A 16479-nucleotide genomic window follows, 5' to 3' on the forward strand; every position below is an offset into this window, starting at 1 on the left:
TGCGCAGATAAAACCTGCCAAAATAAACCTGTCCCTTTTTGGTAGGTTTAGCTCAGCAGCATGCGGTCGTTGGCGAGCTCGCCGCCCGAGACCTCCTCGAACTTCTGCAGCAGGTCGGCTACGGTGAGCGACTTCTTCTCATCGCCCGCCACGTCGTAGATCACGTGGCCTTCGTGCATCATGATCAGACGGTTGCCCAGACGGATGGCGTCGTTCATGTTGTGCGTGACCATGAGCGTGGTCAGGTGGTTCTCGTCGACGATCTCCTCGGTCAGGTTGAGCACCTTCGATGCCGTCTTGGGGTCGAGGGCCGCCGTGTGCTCGTCGAGCAGCAGCAGGCGCGGCCTGGTGAGCGTGGCCATCAACAGGGTGAGTGCCTGGCGCTGGCCGCCCGAGAGCAGGCCGACCTTGGCGTTGAGGCGTGTGTCCAGACCAAGGTCCAGGCGCTTGAGCAGCTCAACGTACTCGTCCTTCTCGGCCTTGGTGACGCCCCACGAAAGGCCGCGACGCTGGCCGCGACGCTTGGCGAGGGCCAGGTTCTCGGCGATCTGCATGTCAGCAGCGGTACCGCGCATGGGGTCCTGAAACACGCGGCCCAGGTACTTGGCGCGCTGCGACTCGCTCAGACGCGAGATGTCGGTGCCGTCGAGCTCGATAACGCCCGAATCGAGCGGATACACGCCGGCGATCATGTTGAGCAGCGTGGACTTGCCGGCGCCGTTGCCGCCAATCACGGTTACAAAGTCGCCGTCATTCAGGGTGAGGTCGACGCCGGTGAGCGCGCGCTTCTCGGTGACGGTGCCCTTGTTAAAGGTCTTCTTGACGTGCGAGAGCTTAAGCATCTGCCTCATCTCCCTTCGTGTAGGAGCTGCGGAGCTTATAGCGCTCCCAAACCACGGGCACGCACAGGGCCACGGCGACGATCACGGCGGAGAGTAGCTTCATGTCGTTGGCGTCCATGCCCAGCTGCAGCACGATGGCGCGGATAAGGAAGTACACCACGGAGCCAAAGACGGCGGAGGCAAGACGGACGCTAAACTGCGTGAGGCCGCCGGGCAGCAGGCGACCGAGCACCTCGCCGATGACGATGGCGGCAAGACCGATAACGATGGCGCCGGTGCCCATGCCGATGTCGGCATACTTCTGGCTCTGGCAGATGAGCGCACCCGAAAGGCCAATGAGGGCGTTGGAGAGCACGAGGGCGATCATTTTGGTGGTGTTGGTGTTAACGCCCAGGGCGCGGATCATGTACTCGTTGTTGCCGGTGGCACGCAGCGCCGAGCCGATCTCGGTGCCAAAGAACCAGTACAGGATGGCGACGATGGCCACGGCCAGCACAATGCCTAGGATAATGGCAACAGTGGACTGCGGCAGGCCCGTCATGTTGCTGACGGATGAGAAGATAGTGCCCTTGGCAAGGATGGGCGTGTTGGACTTGCCCATGATGCGCAGGTTGATGGACCACAGACTGATCTGCGTAAGGATTCCGGCGAGGATTGCGGGAATCTCAAAGACGGTGGTCAAGATGCCCGTGACGGCGCCCGCGATGGCGCCGGCGCACATGCCGGCCAGCACGGCGAGCAAGGGGTCGACGTTATTGTTGACGATGAGCACGGCGCAGACACAGCCGCCGAGGGCAAAGCTGCCGTCGCAGGTCATATCGGGGATGTCGAGCAGGCGGAACGTGATAAACACGCCAAGCACCATGATGCCCCAGAGGACGCCCTGCGAAACGGCGCCCTGCAATGCAATGAGCATGCTTCATACCTCCTAGGATAGGGTGGACACGTGATTTTCCATAATAGCGGTACCAATGCATAAAAGAGCGGTGGACAGATGTTTTGTTTTACCTGAAACAAGCAGGGCGAACGCCGGTCTTTAGCGTTCGCCCCAAGGACTCAGATATTGAATAACGCGGCTGTGGCGCGCGTGCGGGCCCTAGACGCGTTACCGCGCATGGCGCTACTCGTCCAGAGCGGAAAGGTCGATGCCTAGGGCCTCGGCCATCTCGTCGTTCTTGACGACGACCAGGTCCTTGCTCGAGAGGTGCTTGATCGGCATATCCTCGGGCTTGGCCTCGCCCTTCAGGATCTTAACGGCCATCTCGCCCGCGGCGTAGCCCAGGTCCTTATAGTTGATGGAGAGGGTGAACAGGCCGCCGGCCATGCACATACCCTCCTCGCCGGTCACAAAGGGAAGCTTGTTCTCCTTGCAGATCTGGCCGACCTGCGAGGCACCCGCGGCGATGGTGTTGTCGGTGGGGGAGTACAGCGCATCGACCTTGCCCACGGCAGACTCGACGACGGACTGAATCTCGTTGGAGCTCGAGACGGTGAAATCGGTGTACTCGAGGCCCAACTTGTCGAGCTCCTTCTTGGCGGCCTTGATCTGGACGTCGGAGTTGGACTCGGCGGTGCAGTAGAGCAGGCCGACCTTCTTTACGTCGGGCAGGACCTTCTGCATCATCTCGAGTTGCTCGGCGACCGGGGTGAGGTCGGAAGCGCCTGTGACGTTGGTACCCGGCTTGTCGTTGTCCTGGACCAGGCCGGAGGCGGCGTAGTCGGTGATGGCGCAGCCCACGATGGGGATATCCGCCGTGGCACCGGCAGCAGCCTGTGCGGCGGGCGTGGCGATGGCGTAGATCAGGTCGACGCCATCGCCCACGAACTTGTCGGCGATGGACTTACACGTGGACTGGTCGTTCTGGGCGTTCTTCTGGTCGATCTTGACCTTAAGGCCGCTCTCCTTGATGGCCTTGACAAAGCCGTCGTTGGCGGCATCGAGTGCGGAGTGCTCGGTGAGCTGCAGAACGCCGATGGTGTAGTCGGAACCGGCGGCAGCAGAGCCGGAACCAGAGTTGCCGCCGCATCCGGCGAGCGGGGCGAGCGCGAGCAGGCCGGCGGAGACCAGAAGGCTCCTGCGGCTGATGGTGATGTCCTTCATATCATTACCCCCAGTATAAAAATGGCTGGAAACACTGCACTGGGACAAAGTGCAAGTGGAACTATAGTAGCGCTGATGTCCATTTTTACAACAGCCTGGCGGGTTTTTTAATACAGAATCGGATGGGCGGTACGGGTAGTCGAATGGGCGGCGGAGGGCCTTATGCGGCGGAGGAGGCGTCGTCCTCGTCCAGGGCGGCGAAGAGCTTCTTGCCGTCGAGGAGACGTGTAGTGACGTTTCTCATTCGGCCAATCTCTACAGTACGCAACGTGTCATCGGCGCCTCGGGCGTCGTAGACCGTTCCCAGCAAATACGAGATGCTGTCTCGTTGCTTGATGGCAAAGGGACGGAGTGTCATCCGTGCTGCTTCGGTTTCGCCACGTGTCGTGACGCTCGAAATATCAAAACTCACCGTGGTTCCGTGGTCGATGGCCTGCTCGACGAGCTCGCACGTGTCGATGCGCTTGATGGGCGTGCGTGTTGCCTTGGTGGCCTTGCTGCCTGCGCTTGGAACGGGTTCGGGTGTATCGAGGTAGCCGCGAACGTCGGCGCTCGCCATGGCAACTAAGTGCTGCGCCATGCTCTTGCGGATAGCGATAGGCGTGGAGCGGTTGCGCATGACCATACCGTGGAGCCGGATGATCTCTTCATCGGTGAGCGGGCGGGTAAGAAGTTTGTAGCCCACGCCGCGTTTGTACTCAATTTCGTATCCGGCATGGCGAAGCGCGGAGATGGCGGTGTAGATGCTGCGCCGCGCCGCCGAGATGGGCATGCGGGCGGGGTCGTCGGGATGGGCGAGGCGCCGGATCAACTCATCGGAAAGCATGGCCTTGTCCTCGCCGGTGTTTTCGCTTAATAGTTGCAGGATGCGAACGGCGCGATAGACTGCCATCGAGGCGGCGCCCCTCGTCGTGGTGTCGTAGGTTTCAACAGCGGCTTCGGTCATCGTGCCCACGTCCTTTCCGTTTTGGGTGGCGACGGTATGGAGCCTAGGACGTGGGGCTTTTTCAGGGGCGCAGGGCGCTCTGGGCGGTCGGTAGTTGTCGGCAAACGGCGGGTCGAGTTTTCAACAGCCCTGCTCAACTGACCAAAAACTTGCCAAAAGCTTGACGGATGCTGTTGAAAAAAAGCGCCTCTCGACCGATGTCGAGAAGCGCTTATGCGATGAGCGTTGGCGTGTGGCGACGCGAGCTAGCGTCCGACGATTAGAAGTCGGCGTTGCCCACGGTGCGCGGGTGCGGCAGGACGTCGCGGATGTTGCCCACGCCGGTCAGATACATGACCAAGCGCTCGAAGCCCAGACCGTAGCCGGCGTGCTTGCAGGAACCGTAGCGGCGCAGGTCAAGGTAGTACTTGTACTGCTCGGGATTCATGCCCAGGTCCTTGATGCGGGCCTCGAGCAGATCCAGGCGCTCCTCGCGCTGGGAGCCACCGATGATCTCGCCGATACCGGGAACCAGGCAGTCGGCGGCGGCGACGGTCTTGCCGTCCTCGTTCATGCGCATGTAGAACGCCTTGATCTCGGCCGGGTAGTCGGTCACGAAGGTCGGGCGCTTAAAGTGCTCCTCGGTCAGGAAGCGCTCGTGCTCGGTCTGCAAGTCGATGCCCCAACTGACGGGGTAGTCAAACTGGTGGCCAGCAGCGACTGCCTGCTCTAGGATCTCGACGGCCTCGGTGTAGGTAACGCGGGCAAAGTCGGAGTTGGCGACATGGTCCAGGCGCTCGAGCAGACCCTTGTCCACAAACTTGTTGAGCATATTGAGCTCGTCGGGGCAGGTGGCCATGACGTCCTTAAGGACGTACTTGAGCATGGCCTCGGCGTTATCCATGTAGTCGTTCAGGTCGGCAAAGGCCATCTCGGGCTCGATCATCCAAAACTCGGCGGCGTGGCGCGTGGTGTTGGAGTTTTCGGCGCGGAAGGTGGGGCCAAAGGTGTACACGTCGCCAAAGGCCATGGCAAAGTTCTCGGCATTGAGCTGGCCGGACACGGTGAGGCTTGCATGCTTGCCAAAGAAGTCCTGGCTCCAGTCGACCTCGCCGGACTCAGTGAGGGGCGGATTTTTGGGGTCGAGCGTGGTCACGCGGAACATCTCGCCGGCGCCCTCGCAGTCACTCGTGGTGATGATGGGGGTGTTGACGTAGACAAAGCCCTGCTCCTGGAAGAAGCGGTGGATGGCGGCAGCCGCGACAGAGCGGATGCGGAAGACGGCGCGGAACAGGTTGGTGCGCGGGCGCAGGTGCTGCTGGGTGCGCAGGAACTCGACGGTTGCGCGCTTCTTCTGCAGCGGGTAATCCGGGGCGCTCGTGCCCTCGACCTCGATGGAGGTGGCAGAAAGCTCGAAAGGCTGGGGCGCATCGGGGGTCAGCTTGACGGTGCCGGTGCAAATGAGTGCGGCCGAGACGTTTTGATGGGCGATCTCGTCGTAGTTGTCGAGCGCCTCGCGGTTCATGACGACCTGCAGGTCGCGGAAGCAGCTGCCGTCGTTGAGCGTAACAAAGCCAAAGTTCTTCATGTCGCGGACGGACTTGACCCAGCCGGCGACGGTGACGGTCTGGCCGCCGAGCGACTCGGCATCGGCATAGAGCTGCGCGATTTTGGTGCGGTTCACGTATCCTCCCATAACGGTTGAATGATAGTTATCCATACAGTTCGATATTCTAGCAGCTCGGCTCATTTGGGCTATACAGATAAGGCATTGGCGGGATGGTTTTTCAAACGAAAAGCGCCCGCGGCCAAATGGTCGCGGGCGCTTGACGAGGTGCCTTTTGGCTGTGTGGCGCGGGGCCTGGCTACTTGGTCTTGGCTACCAGCAGCGGGTCGCCAAGCTTGACGAGCGGGTTGCCGCCAATAAGCGTTCCGGACTCGCCGACATGGTCGATGCTCTTAAGACGATCGAGCTCGGAGACGATGACGGTCACGATGTCCTCGTGACCAGCGGCCTTAATGGCCTCGCGGTCGAAGCTGATGAGCGGCTGGCCTGCCTTGACCACATCGCCCATCTCGACAAAGCGGGCAAAACCCTTGCCGTTCATTTCCACGGTGCCCAGGCCAACATGGATGAACACGCGAAGACCGTCCTCGGTGATCATGCCGATGGAGTGGTTGGTGACAGTGGTGGCGCCGATGCGGCCGTTGGCGGGCGCATAGATGGTGCCGGTAATGGGCTCGATGCCATAGCCCTGGCCAAGCATGCCCGAGGCGATCGTTTCGTCGGGAACCTCGTCCAGGTTGACGAGCACGCCGTTGACGGGGGCATAGATGACGCCTTCGCGGGTGGCGAAGCTTGCTGCGGGCGGAACGGACGCCTCGCCGGTCGAGGTGAAGGTGGACTTAAGCGAATCGAGCAGACCCATAGTTGCCTCCAACTTAAATAGGCGCATATCGCGCGTTTGGTTTGCCGGAAACGTTTCATATGTGTTTCGCGGCTTGGTCAACGCCCCCTATTCTACGCTGCTCAGCGATACCTCTGAGCTGGGATTATGTGATATATCAGTTGGAGGGAAACTTATTGCCGGAGAGTTTCTGCGTCCTGCACCCAACTGGGGTACGCTTAGATGCGAAAAAAGAGTGCGCATAATTTGCGCGAAGGGAGCACATATGATTGTCGAGAACCATGCGCTGTGGGGCGAGGAGCCGACCGAGGATTATCCGGCGACCTTTACGTATCTGGGTGCCGAGCCGCTGCCCGACAAGCCCAATGGCCGCCGCCCCGCGGTGATCATCTGCGGCGGAGGCGGGTTTACGCATATCGCTCCGCACGAGCAGGACCCGGTGGCGTTTGCGTTTTTGGACCGCGGCTACCAGGCCTTTGTGCTCAACTATGTCACGAGTTCTACGGGTGACGTGAGCTTTCCGCACCCCCAGGCAGATCTTGCCAAGATGGTCGCCACGGTGCGCGCGAATGCCGACGAGTGGCATGTCGACCCCAAGCGCGTGTGCGTCGTGGGCTTTTCTGCTGGTGGCATGATTTGCGCCTCGCTGGCAACACAGTGGAAGACTGGTCCCTTCGCGGGCCTGGCAGGGGCGCGTCCGGACGACATTCGTCCCGATGCCGTGGTGCTGGGTTATCCATTGCTCGACTTTGCCTATGTGCGCGACATGCAGACGCGCGATCCGCGCATTGACTTGCGCGTGCCCAAGACGGGCGGCAAGACGGGGCGCGATTTGCTCAACGACTACCTGTCGATGGTGACGGGCGGTGAGGCAACTGACGAGCATCTGGCCGACATCTGCCCCACCACGCATGTTTCGCGTCAGATGCCACCGACCTTTGTGTGGGGCGTGTCCGACGACAAGACGGCGCCGATCGCGCAGGTCTATCCGTTTGCGCAGCGCATGGCCGAGGAGGGCGTCGCTTGCGAGATGCACGTCTTTGACCAAGGTGGTCACGGGCTTTCGCTCGGTAACGCCAACACCGCGGTCGATAACGAGGACAAACAGGTGGCAGTCCGCCCTTGGATCCGCCTGGCTTTCCGCTTTCTGGAGCGCCACGGGTTTTAGTTACGGCGTTTTACCAAACGCCGTAACCACTTGCCGCTCTAGCGGGCTTTCGCTGTCGGTTCCAAGACATCGGCATCGCTCTAGCTCTCAAGGGCTTGGCGCAAAGTAATCCGTCCCCCTTGCACCGATCTGTTGATTGAACGTCGCTGTGTGTTCGCGCTATCATGCATGGTTACAATTGGTTAGCCATGGCAAACGGTTAGCCAAGATAAACAAAATGCAACGCCCTGTGGGCGCCGGGGGAGGAACACGGACGTGAAGCTCGATACACTCGAGATCGGAAAGGACGCCGTTGTCGCATCGGTGGCATCGGACGATCAGGCACTCCGACAGCATATTTTGGACATGGGTCTAACGCCGGGCACCGAAGTCACCATGATGAAGTACGCCCCCATGGGCGACCCGCTCGAGATCCGCCTGCGTGGCTACGAGCTGACGTTGCGCAAGGACGATGCCGCCCGCATTGAGCTTGTGGGCATTCACGATACCGATATGGGTCCGCGCGCTAACGCCGCAATCGGTACGACGGAGCACCCGGCACTCGGCGAGGGGACGTATTCGCCCCGTGCTGCCAAGACGGCCGTGCCCGAGGGCGCGCCGCTGCATTTTGCCCTCGCCGGCAACCAAAACTGCGGTAAGACCACGCTGTTCAACCAGCTTACGGGCTCCAACCAGCACGTCGGTAACTTTCCCGGCGTGACGGTCGACCGCAAAGATGGCACCATCCGCAACCACCCCGAGGCGAACGTTACCGACCTGCCCGGTATTTATTCGCTGTCGCCGTACACAGGCGAAGAGGTCGTGAGCCGTCAGTTCATCCTCGACGAGCGCCCGGACGCCATCATCGACATCATTGACGCCACCAACATCGAGCGTAACCTGTACCTGACGCTGCAGCTCATGGAGCTCGACCGCCCCATGGTCATCGCGCTCAACATGATGGACGAGGTGACCGCCAATGGTGGTGCCGTAGACGTCAACCTGCTCGAGAGCCTGCTGGGCGTGCCTGTTGTTCCCATTAGCGCTGCCCGCAACGAGGGTATTGGCGAGTTGGTGGATCATGCCTTGCACGTGGCGCGGTTCCGCGAGCGCCCCGGTCGCCTGGACTTCTGCGCGCCCGATGGTCCAGACGGCGGCGCGCTGCATCGCTGCATTCACGGCATCGCCAACCTTATCGAGGACCATGCCGCGACGGCGCATATCCCGGTGCGTTTTGCGGCGACCAAGCTGGTTGAGGGCGACGAGCTGGTGACCGAGGCGCTTCATCTGGACCGTAACGAACTTGACGCCATCGAGCACATCATTACCCAGATGGAGGGTGAGGCCGGTACCGACCGTCTGTCTGCACTGGCTGACATGCGCTTCGGCTTTATCGGCGACGTGTGTGGGCGCTGCGTCGTCAAGCCGCACGAGAGCCGCGAGCACGTGCGTTCCGTCAAGATCGACCGCATCCTGACGGGTCGCTACACGGCCATTCCGGCGTTCCTGGTGATCATGGGTCTCGTCTTTTGGCTGACGTTCGGCGTGATCGGCGCGGCGTTGCAGGGACTTATGGAGGACGGCATCGCTGCCATCATCGCCTCGGCCGATGCGGGCCTCAAGGCGTTCGGCACCAACGACGTGGTGCGCTCGCTGGCTGTCGACGGCGTGCTTACGGGCGTGGGCAGCGTGCTGACCTTCCTGCCGATTATCGTCGTGCTCTTTTTGTTCCTCTCCATTCTGGAAGACTCCGGCTACATGGCGCGCGTGGCCTTTGTCATGGATAAAGTGCTGCGTCGCTTTGGCCTGTCGGGCCGCAGCTTCGTGCCTATGCTCGTCGGTTTTGGCTGCACCGTGCCGGCTATCATGTCGACCCGTACGCTCCCATCCGAGCACGACCGCAAGATGACGGTCATGCTCACGCCGTTCATGAGCTGTTCGGCCAAGTTGCCGGTCTACGGTCTGCTGTGCGGGGCGTTTTTCCCGCAGGCGACGGTTCCCGCCATGGTCTCGCTCTATCTGATTGGCATTGCGGTCGGTTGCATCGCGGCTTTGGTGCTCAATCGCACGGCATTTAAGGGCGACCCGGTGCCGTTTATCATGGAGCTTCCCAATTACCGCCTGCCGAGTGTCAAGACGACGGTGATGCTGGCATGGGATAAGGCCAAGGACTTTATTACCAAGGCCTTTACCATTATCTTTGCCGCTACCGTGGTCATCTGGTTCCTTCAGACGTTCGACATTCGCTTTAATGTGGTCGCCGATCAGTCGCAGAGTCTGCTTGCAGGTCTGGGCAGCATTATCGCTCCGCTACTGGCGCCGCTCGGCTTTGGCGACTGGCGCGCCTCGACGGCGCTCGTCACGGGACTTATTGCCAAGGAGAGCGTCATCTCGACGCTCACGGTGCTTTTGGGCGCAACGTCGCCCGCGGCGCTGTCGACCATGTTTTCGCCGTTTACCGCTTACGTGTTCCTGGTCTTTACGTTGCTGTACCCGCCGTGTGTGGCGGCAATCGGCGCCGTCAAGAGCGAGCTGGGCGCACGTTATGCCGTTGCCGTGTTCGCGTTTCAGGTGACGGTCGCCTGGATCGTGGCGTTTGTCGTGCATTCGGCGGGCATATTGCTGGGGTTGGCTTAGCTATTTATTGATGGCGTAACCTCTGTATATCAAGTTGATTGCGGCCCCGCATCTGTAACTGACGGATGCGGGGCCGTTGCTATATAATCGCCTCCGCTCAAAATGATTGGAGACGTTATATATGAGTCAGGCAAGGCAAGACGGCATCACGCTTAAGCAGTGGCTCCCGCTCATCGGGCTCACCTGCTGCGCGTTCGTGTTCAACACGTCGGAGTTCATGCCCATCGGTCTGCTGATCGACATCGCCGCGTCGTTCTCGCTCACCGAGGCCCAGGCAGGCATCATGATTTCGGTCTACGCCTGGGGCGTCATGCTGCTGTCGCTGCCGCTCATGGTGTTCGCATCGCGCTTTGAGTTCAAGCGGATGCTGCTGGGCGTGCTTGCCGTGTTCTCGCTGGGCCAGTTCCTGTCCGCTGTGGCACCGACATATCCCATCCTGGTCTGCGCGCGCCTGGTGGTCGCTTGCGCACATGCCGTGTTCTGGTCGGTCGCCTCGATTATGGCCTCGCGCCTGGTCGACACTCGTCACGGCGCGCTCGCCATCAGCATGATCGCTACGGGCTCGTCCATCGCGCAGATCTTTGGCCTGCCCCTCGGTCGCGCCATTGGCCTGGCCGTGGGCTGGCGCATGACGTTTGCCGTGGTCGGGGCCCTTTCTGCCGCTGCGGTGGTGTACCAGGCCGCCGTGTTCCCGGCCATGCCGGCGGGCGAGCGCTTTACGCTTAAGCAACTGCCCGAGCTGCTCAAGAACCCGTTCCTCATCGCGCTTTATGCGGTCACGGTGTTCATGGCAACCGGCTATTATGCGGGTTACAGCTATATCGAGCCGTTCCTGGCACAGGTCGCGCACGTCGACGCAAGCGCTATTACCATGACGCTGACGGCGTTCGGCTGCTCTGGTCTGCTCGGAAGCTGGCTGTTCGGCCGCCTGTTCGACGGGCACCGGTTCCCGTTCTTGGCTATCACGCTCTCCGGCGTGCCGGTGGCCCTGCTGCTCATGGGTCCGGCCGCATCGTCGCTCGCGGCGGTGCTTGCCGTCTGCGCGCTGTGGGGTTGCTGCGCCACGGCCTTTAACGTGGCGTTTCAGGCCGAGCTCATCAAGTACACGCCGGCGGACTCGTCGGCCGTCGCCATGTCGATCTTCTCGGGCCTGTTTAACCTCGGTATCGGCACGGGCACCGCGATCGGCGGCGCCGTGGTTTCGGGTCCCGGCATCTCCTGGATTGGCTTCGCGGGCGGGGCGATTACCGTCGTGGGCGTCATCCTCGCCATTACGGTGCTGTTCCCGGCCATACGCCGCGCAAAGCCCGTCGCCTAATCACGTCCCCTCATCAGTTGCGGTGGAATAGTTCCTGTTTAAGGCCTCTGAAGGCCCAAGCGGGAACTATTCCACCGCAACTTATTTTGGGGAAGAGGATACAAGCCGGGCATACAATGGATGTCGTTGTGTTGAGCTTACCGGGAGGTTGCTATGTGGGCATACGAGACGACGTTCTATCAGATCTATCCGCTGGGCTTTTGCGGAGCTCCGCGCGAAAACGCCGCCCCCGTTGCCGAGGATGAGCTCGCCCAGGCTGCCAACGCAGCGCCCAACCCCGATGCGCCCATCATGAAGATCGCCCAATGGGCCGACTACCTGCAAGAGCTCGGCATCGGTGCTGTGCTCATTAACCCGCCGCTCGAATCCGACAGCCATGGCTACGACACGCGCAGCCTGCGCCATATCGACCGTCGCCTGGGTGGGGATGCCGATTTTGCCGCCGTGTGCGAGACGCTGCACGTCCATGGCATCCGCGTGGTGCTCGATGCCGTCTTCAACCACGTCGGTCGCGGCTTTTGGGCCTTCCGCGATGTGCAGGAGCGCAAGTGGGACTCGCCCTATAAGGATTGGTTCCACATCAGCTTTGACGGCGACTCCTGCTATGGCGATGGCTTTTGGTACGAGGGCTGGGAAGGCCATTTTGAGCTCGTGAAGCTCAACCTGCAAAACCCCGCCGTGGTCGATTACCTGCTCGAGTCCGTGCGCCGTTGGGCCGACGTCTTTGGCGTCGATGGCCTGCGCCTGGACGTTGCCTATATGCTCGACCGCGACTTTATGCGCCGCCTGCACGCCTTTGCCCGTGAGCTCAAGCCCGACTTTGTGCTGATCGGCGAGACGCTCCACGGCGACTACAACCAGATCGTCAACGATGAGATGCTCGACTCCTGCACCAACTACGAGTGCTACAAGGGCCTGTATTCCAGCTTTAATTCGGTCAACATGTTCGAGATCGCCCACTCGCTGCACCGCCAGTTTGGCGGCGATCCGTGGTGCATCTACCGCGGCAAGCACCTGCTGTCGTTTGTCGACAACCACGACGTGCCGCGCCTGGCAAGTATCCTCACCGACAAGTCGTGCCTGCGTCCCGCCTATGGCATGCTCTTTGGCATGCCGGGCATCCCGTGCGTCTACTATGGCAGCGAGTGGGGAATTGCCGGTGAAAAGGGTGGCCCCGATGGCGACTGGGCGCTGCGACCTGCGCTCGATGAGCCTGCGCCCAACGAGCTGACGGCGTTCATCACGCAGCTTGCGCACCTTCGCTCGGCCGACGACGCGGCGGCCCGTGCCCTCAACTATGGTGCCTATCGCAACGTGGTGATCCAGAACAAGCAGCTGCTGTTCGAGCGCGCCTGTGACGGCGCGACGGTGCTCGTGGCGGTGAACGCCGTGGGCGAGCCTTACACCTTTGGCGCCGGCGAGCTCAACGGGTCCTTTGTCGACCTGCTTGCCGACGGCGTGCCCACGGTCGAGCTGGCTGGCTCCCTTGAGCTTGCGCCCTACGACGTGCGCTATCTGTTGAGAGCCTAGCCCATGCCTGTGTCTGACGAGGGCCATCAACATATTGAGCATGGGTTTGAGCCCGTGTTCGACCAGCACTCGCACGTTTTGGTGCTCGGATCGTTTCCCTCGGTGCTTTCGCGCGCCAATGCCTTTTATTACGGCAACCCTCAGAATCGCTTTTGGCGTGTGATGGCCGCGTGCCTCGGTGTGCCCGTGCCGCCCAACGAGGGCGATCTTTTGGCGCGCGGCGAGCTCGCGACGCTCGATGCCTCCATCGCCGCCAAGCGGGCTATGCTGCTGAACGGCGGCGTGGCCCTGTGGGATGTGATCGAGAGCTGCGACATTAAGGGCTCGAGTGACGCTAGCATCAAAAACGTTGTGCCGGCACATATTGAACGCATTGCGGATGCCACGCCGATCGAGATCGTTGTCTGTAACGGCGGTACGGCAGGGCGACTCTACAAACGCTACTTGCAAGATCGGACGGGGCTGCCTGCCATCGTCCTGCCCTCGACAAGTCCCGCCAATGCCGCCTGGCGCCTGGAGCGGCTTGTCGAGCGTTGGAGTGAAGCCGTTGACTGGGCAGCTCATTAATTTAGATTATTGATTGAGTGCGGGCGCCGAGGTGTTTCAGAACGCCTCGCCAGATCGGCACGGGCACGGCTGGCTCGGCGCAAGCCATGCCGCCGGCGTCGACGTCCTCGGCATTACCACCACCAAGTCGCTGCGCATGCTCGACGGAGCAGCCCATGCGAACGGCGCCTACGAGCTTGTCCATCGCTTCGGAAAATGGCCGGCGCAAGAGGCCCATACGCGGGGAGTGGCGAAGCGCCGCAATACCGCTGCCGGCACAGACGACAACGCCACCGCACCATGGAAGGTCACGTAGAATACATGCCCGGTACAGGCGGTCGAGGACTTCGTCGGTCTGCTTGTTGTTTTTGGACAGGGCCTGGATGATGACATAGATGCGTGTCTCTGCATTCCCAAGGCGATCGAGTATCTGCTCGACAGCGATCATGACCTCATCATCAAATGCATCATCAACAGCGAGCACCATGCCATCGACTGCACTGCCATCATCCGCCTCCAAGTCCACCGGGCGGGGGAGTGCGGTGCCGGAAAGCTGTGCATAGGCGGCGATGGCATCCTGCAGGTCCCAGAGCAAAAACTCAAGATCGGCGCTATTGGGAATGCTGATATATGCAATGGTTTGCAGCGTTTTTGGTACATCCCCGCGCGCGGTCGTCTCCATGCCGCCTCCTTTCCGGTTGGTTTCCGTTTAGGTTACACCGTCCGGCGGCGCCTCGCCGCGCTATCCTAGTGCAACCCTTACGAAAGGAACGCCATGCGACTGCCCATGAATACCTCGCTTGCCACGCTCAAGCCCTCCGGTATCCGCCGGATCAACGCGCTCGCCGCCCAGCACCCGGGGTGCATCGCGCTTGCGCTTGGCGAGCCCGATTTTCCCACGCCCGATGTGATTAGCGCCGAGGTGACCGCCGCACTGGACCGCGGTGACACGCACTATCCGCCCAACAACGGTCGCCCCGCCCTGCGCGATGCACTGTCCAAATATATGGATGACGCGGGCCTGGCGTTTTCCGCCGATGAGGTCATCTTGACCGACGGCGCGACCGAGGCCCTGTCGGCAACATTCATGGCTATGCTCAACCCCGGCGACGAGGTCATTATTCCCACGCCGGCCTTTGGCCTGTACGAGAGCATCGTCGTGGCCAACCACGCCAAAGCAGTCTTTTTGGATACGGAGCCCGCGCAATTCCAGATTGACGAGGATGCGCTTCGTGCTTGCGTGACGCCGGCGACCAAGGCCATCGTCATCTGCTCGCCCAACAATCCTACTGGCTGTATCCTCAACGCGGCTTCGCTCGACGCCGTGGCGCACGTGGCGGAGCAGGCGGGCATCTACGTGGTCTGCGACGATGTATACAACCGCCTGGTCTATGTGGATGGCTACGAGCGCTTTGCCCAGCGTCACCCGGAGCTGCGTGAGCAGACGGTAGTCATCGAGAGCTTCTCCAAGCCCTGGGCCATGACCGGCTGGCGCTTGGGCTGGCTCGCAGCCGCAGCCCCCGTCATCGCCGAGATCGCAAAAGCTCACCAATACCTAGTATCGAGCGCCGTCTCCTTCGAGATGGACGCCGCAGCCCGAGCCCTCACCGTCGACCCAGCCCCCATGCTCAAAGTCTACCGAGTCCGCCGCGAGCGCGTACTCGCAGCCTTAGACGCCATGGGCCTCGACGTAGTGGAACCGGCAGGCGCCTTCTACGCCTTCCCCAGCATCAAACAATTCGGCCTAACAAGCGAAGACTTCTGCATCAAAGCCATCAAAGAGGCAAACGTAGCCCTAGTCCCGGGCGACTGTTTCGGCACCGAAGGCCACATCCGCCTAAGCTACTGCGTCTCCGACCAAGATCTGGACGAAGGCCTAAATCGCCTGTCCACCTTCATTTCAACCTTATAGCCCAACGGGACGCAACACATCAGCCCACCGACTCAAGCACTATGAGTGGGGGCGTCAGCCAACGAAAACCCGGGCTGCCCCAAAGTCACCGCAGGCCGCGCCGCCGAAGGCCGGGCGCAAGGTTTTCGTAGATTCCGCACGAGCCGAAGGCCACTTAATGTGGCCTTCGTGCGAGCCCAGGACTTGACCGAGCGAAAACCTTGCGCCCGGCCTTCGGCGGAGCGTGCCGGATGGTGGAATTGTGTGCAGCCCGGTTTTCCGTTGACCGACGCCGGGGTCCCCGCCATAATACTTTCGGTTCACGCACGAATCCGCTGCCAGAGACAGCCGGTGCAAACGGGCATCGCCCGCGAGCTTAATGGGATATCCCGCCAGCCGAGGTGGTCGAGTAGATATGTCTTCTCGCCCCCGTCGCTCATGCAGCGCGGGGGCTTTCTTTTTGGACATGCCCCCGTCACGTCCTTGTGGCGGACCGTGCCCGGAAAGAATTCGAGGAGGTGTAATTCATGCCCCAGCAGTACAAAATCGACAAGGTTGCAGAGATCGAGTCCCGTATCGCCGAGAACGCCGGTCTGTTCGTCGTCAACTACAACGGTCTGACGGTTAAGCAGGCTCAGGAGCTGCGTCATCAGCTTCGCGAGTGCGGCGCCGAGATGAAGGTCTACAAGAACAACCTGGTCAAGATCGCTCTCAAGAACCAGGAGCAGCCCGAGATCGACGAGATCCTCGCCGGCCCCGTCGCTTATGTGTTCTACGAGACCGAGCCGGTCGAGGCCGCTAAGGCCCTTAAGGACTTCTCCGCTAAGTCTAAGGGCGTCCTTGAGATCAAGGGCGGTATCTCCGACGGCAAGGCCGTTTCCGCTGATGATGTTAAGGCTATCGCCGAGCTGCCCACCAAGGATCAGCTTCTCGGCCAGATCGCCGGTCTCATCTCCGGTTTCGCTCGCGACATTGCTGTCTGCGTCAACGGCGTTTCCTCTGGTCTCGCTCGTTCGATCCAGCAGGTCTCCGAGCAGAAGGCAGCCTAGTCGCTGTTTTCACCCGCGGCGGCAACGCCGCACCCCTGGCGCATTCGCGCCGTGTTTTAACTGATCTCCGTGCATCCGCACGGAA

General features: G+C 61.3%; 14 protein-coding genes. 7 read left to right on the top strand and 7 right to left on the bottom strand.

Translation table 11 applies throughout. The features are described from left to right. Positions 1-47: 47 nt before the first annotated feature. The 6 genes from AAAX32_RS01265 to AAAX32_RS01290 all read right to left on the bottom strand — a co-directional run bounded on the left by AAAX32_RS01265 (position 48) and on the right by AAAX32_RS01290 (position 6297). Entirely contained in the window at positions 48-842 is a 795-nt protein-coding gene (locus AAAX32_RS01265; RefSeq protein WP_055250279.1) for an ATP-binding cassette domain-containing protein, read from the bottom strand. Next, positions 835-1758 carry an ABC transporter permease gene (locus AAAX32_RS01270; protein WP_099432089.1) on the bottom strand — a complete coding sequence of 308 codons (924 nt, stop codon included), beginning with the start codon at positions 1756-1758 and terminating at the stop codon, positions 835-837. The genes AAAX32_RS01265 and AAAX32_RS01270 overlap by 8 nt, the downstream gene beginning before the upstream one ends. A 204-nt stretch (positions 1759-1962) precedes the next feature. Continuing rightward, positions 1963-2943 (bottom strand): ABC transporter substrate-binding protein, encoded by a 981-nt coding sequence (locus tag AAAX32_RS01275; RefSeq protein ID WP_118094667.1) that lies wholly within the window; start codon positions 2941-2943, stop codon positions 1963-1965. A 160-nt stretch (positions 2944-3103) separates the two neighbouring features. Next, positions 3104-3889: a hypothetical protein gene (locus AAAX32_RS01280; protein ID WP_349099702.1), complete on the bottom strand. Its 786-nt coding sequence runs from the start codon at positions 3887-3889 to the stop codon at positions 3104-3106. A 259-nt stretch (positions 3890-4148) separates the two neighbouring features. Beyond that, positions 4149-5552 (bottom strand): asparagine--tRNA ligase, encoded by a 1404-nt coding sequence (asnS, locus tag AAAX32_RS01285; protein ID WP_022093883.1) that lies wholly within the window; start codon positions 5550-5552, stop codon positions 4149-4151. Between the two features lie 181 nt (positions 5553-5733). Continuing rightward, positions 5734-6297 carry a PTS glucose transporter subunit IIA gene (locus AAAX32_RS01290; RefSeq protein WP_022093882.1) on the bottom strand — a complete coding sequence of 188 codons (564 nt, stop codon included), beginning with the start codon at positions 6295-6297 and terminating at the stop codon, positions 5734-5736. Positions 6298-6541: 244 nt separating this feature from the next. Here AAAX32_RS01290 and AAAX32_RS01295 point away from each other — a divergent pair, with 244 nt between their 5' ends. From AAAX32_RS01295 to AAAX32_RS01315, 5 genes are all read left to right on the top strand, one after another. Continuing rightward, entirely contained in the window at positions 6542-7444 is a 903-nt protein-coding gene (locus AAAX32_RS01295) for an alpha/beta hydrolase (RefSeq protein ID WP_349091882.1), read from the top strand. A gap of 255 nt (positions 7445-7699) precedes the next feature. Continuing rightward, positions 7700-10060: a ferrous iron transport protein B gene (gene feoB / locus AAAX32_RS01300; protein ID WP_349099704.1), complete on the top strand. Its 2361-nt coding sequence runs from the start codon at positions 7700-7702 to the stop codon at positions 10058-10060. 121 nt (positions 10061-10181) lie between these two features. Continuing rightward, positions 10182-11378 carry an MFS transporter gene (locus AAAX32_RS01305; RefSeq protein WP_349099705.1) on the top strand — a complete coding sequence of 399 codons (1197 nt, stop codon included), beginning with the start codon at positions 10182-10184 and terminating at the stop codon, positions 11376-11378. A gap of 153 nt (positions 11379-11531) precedes the next feature. Then, complete coding sequence (locus tag AAAX32_RS01310) at positions 11532-12908, top strand: alpha-amylase family glycosyl hydrolase (protein WP_349099706.1); 1377 nt, start codon at positions 11532-11534, stop codon at positions 12906-12908. A gap of 3 nt (positions 12909-12911) precedes the next feature. After that, the gene (locus AAAX32_RS01315) at positions 12912-13475 is read left to right on the top strand and encodes a DNA-deoxyinosine glycosylase (protein WP_349099707.1); all 564 of its coding nucleotides are present in this window, start codon (positions 12912-12914) and stop codon (positions 13473-13475) included. A gap of 1 nt (position 13476) precedes the next feature. Here AAAX32_RS01315 and AAAX32_RS01320 read toward each other — a convergent pair whose 3' ends face one another. Beyond that, the gene (locus AAAX32_RS01320; protein ID WP_349099708.1) at positions 13477-14136 is read right to left on the bottom strand and encodes a hypothetical protein; all 660 of its coding nucleotides are present in this window, start codon (positions 14134-14136) and stop codon (positions 13477-13479) included. 93 nt (positions 14137-14229) lie between these two features. Between AAAX32_RS01320 and AAAX32_RS01325 the strand changes: the two genes are divergently transcribed. Together AAAX32_RS01325 and rplJ are read left to right on the top strand one after the other, a co-directional pair. After that, on the top strand, positions 14230-15366 hold the full coding sequence (locus tag AAAX32_RS01325; protein ID WP_349099709.1) for an aminotransferase class I/II-fold pyridoxal phosphate-dependent enzyme: 1137 nt from the start codon (positions 14230-14232) through the stop codon (positions 15364-15366). A gap of 506 nt (positions 15367-15872) precedes the next feature. Continuing rightward, entirely contained in the window at positions 15873-16394 is a 522-nt protein-coding gene (gene rplJ, locus AAAX32_RS01330; RefSeq protein WP_055250258.1) for a 50S ribosomal protein L10, read from the top strand. Positions 16395-16479: the final 85 nt, after the last annotated feature.

The sequence above is a fragment of the Collinsella sp. CLA-ER-H3 genome (assembly GCF_040092425.1).
Lineage (GTDB): Bacteria > Actinomycetota > Coriobacteriia > Coriobacteriales > Coriobacteriaceae > Collinsella.

Coding starts and splice junctions, on each gene's coding strand:
- AAAX32_RS01265 (WP_055250279.1), bottom strand. CDS start 842: ATGCTTAAGCTCTCGCACGTCAAGAAGACCTTTAACAAGGGCACCGTC.
- AAAX32_RS01270 (WP_099432089.1), bottom strand. CDS start 1,758: ATGCTCATTGCATTGCAGGGCGCCGTTTCGCAGGGCGTCCTCTGGGGC.
- AAAX32_RS01275 (WP_118094667.1), bottom strand. CDS start 2,943: ATGAAGGACATCACCATCAGCCGCAGGAGCCTTCTGGTCTCCGCCGGC.
- AAAX32_RS01280 (WP_349099702.1), bottom strand. CDS start 3,889: ATGACCGAAGCCGCTGTTGAAACCTACGACACCACGACGAGGGGCGCC.
- AAAX32_RS01290 (WP_022093882.1), bottom strand. CDS start 6,297: ATGGGTCTGCTCGATTCGCTTAAGTCCACCTTCACCTCGACCGGCGAG.
- AAAX32_RS01295 (WP_349091882.1), top strand. CDS start 6,542: ATGATTGTCGAGAACCATGCGCTGTGGGGCGAGGAGCCGACCGAGGAT.
- AAAX32_RS01305 (WP_349099705.1), top strand. CDS start 10,182: ATGAGTCAGGCAAGGCAAGACGGCATCACGCTTAAGCAGTGGCTCCCG.
- AAAX32_RS01310 (WP_349099706.1), top strand. CDS start 11,532: ATGTGGGCATACGAGACGACGTTCTATCAGATCTATCCGCTGGGCTTT.
- AAAX32_RS01315 (WP_349099707.1), top strand. CDS start 12,912: ATGCCTGTGTCTGACGAGGGCCATCAACATATTGAGCATGGGTTTGAG.
- AAAX32_RS01320 (WP_349099708.1), bottom strand. CDS start 14,136: ATGGAGACGACCGCGCGCGGGGATGTACCAAAAACGCTGCAAACCATT.
- AAAX32_RS01325 (WP_349099709.1), top strand. CDS start 14,230: ATGCGACTGCCCATGAATACCTCGCTTGCCACGCTCAAGCCCTCCGGT.
- rplJ (WP_055250258.1), top strand. CDS start 15,873: ATGCCCCAGCAGTACAAAATCGACAAGGTTGCAGAGATCGAGTCCCGT.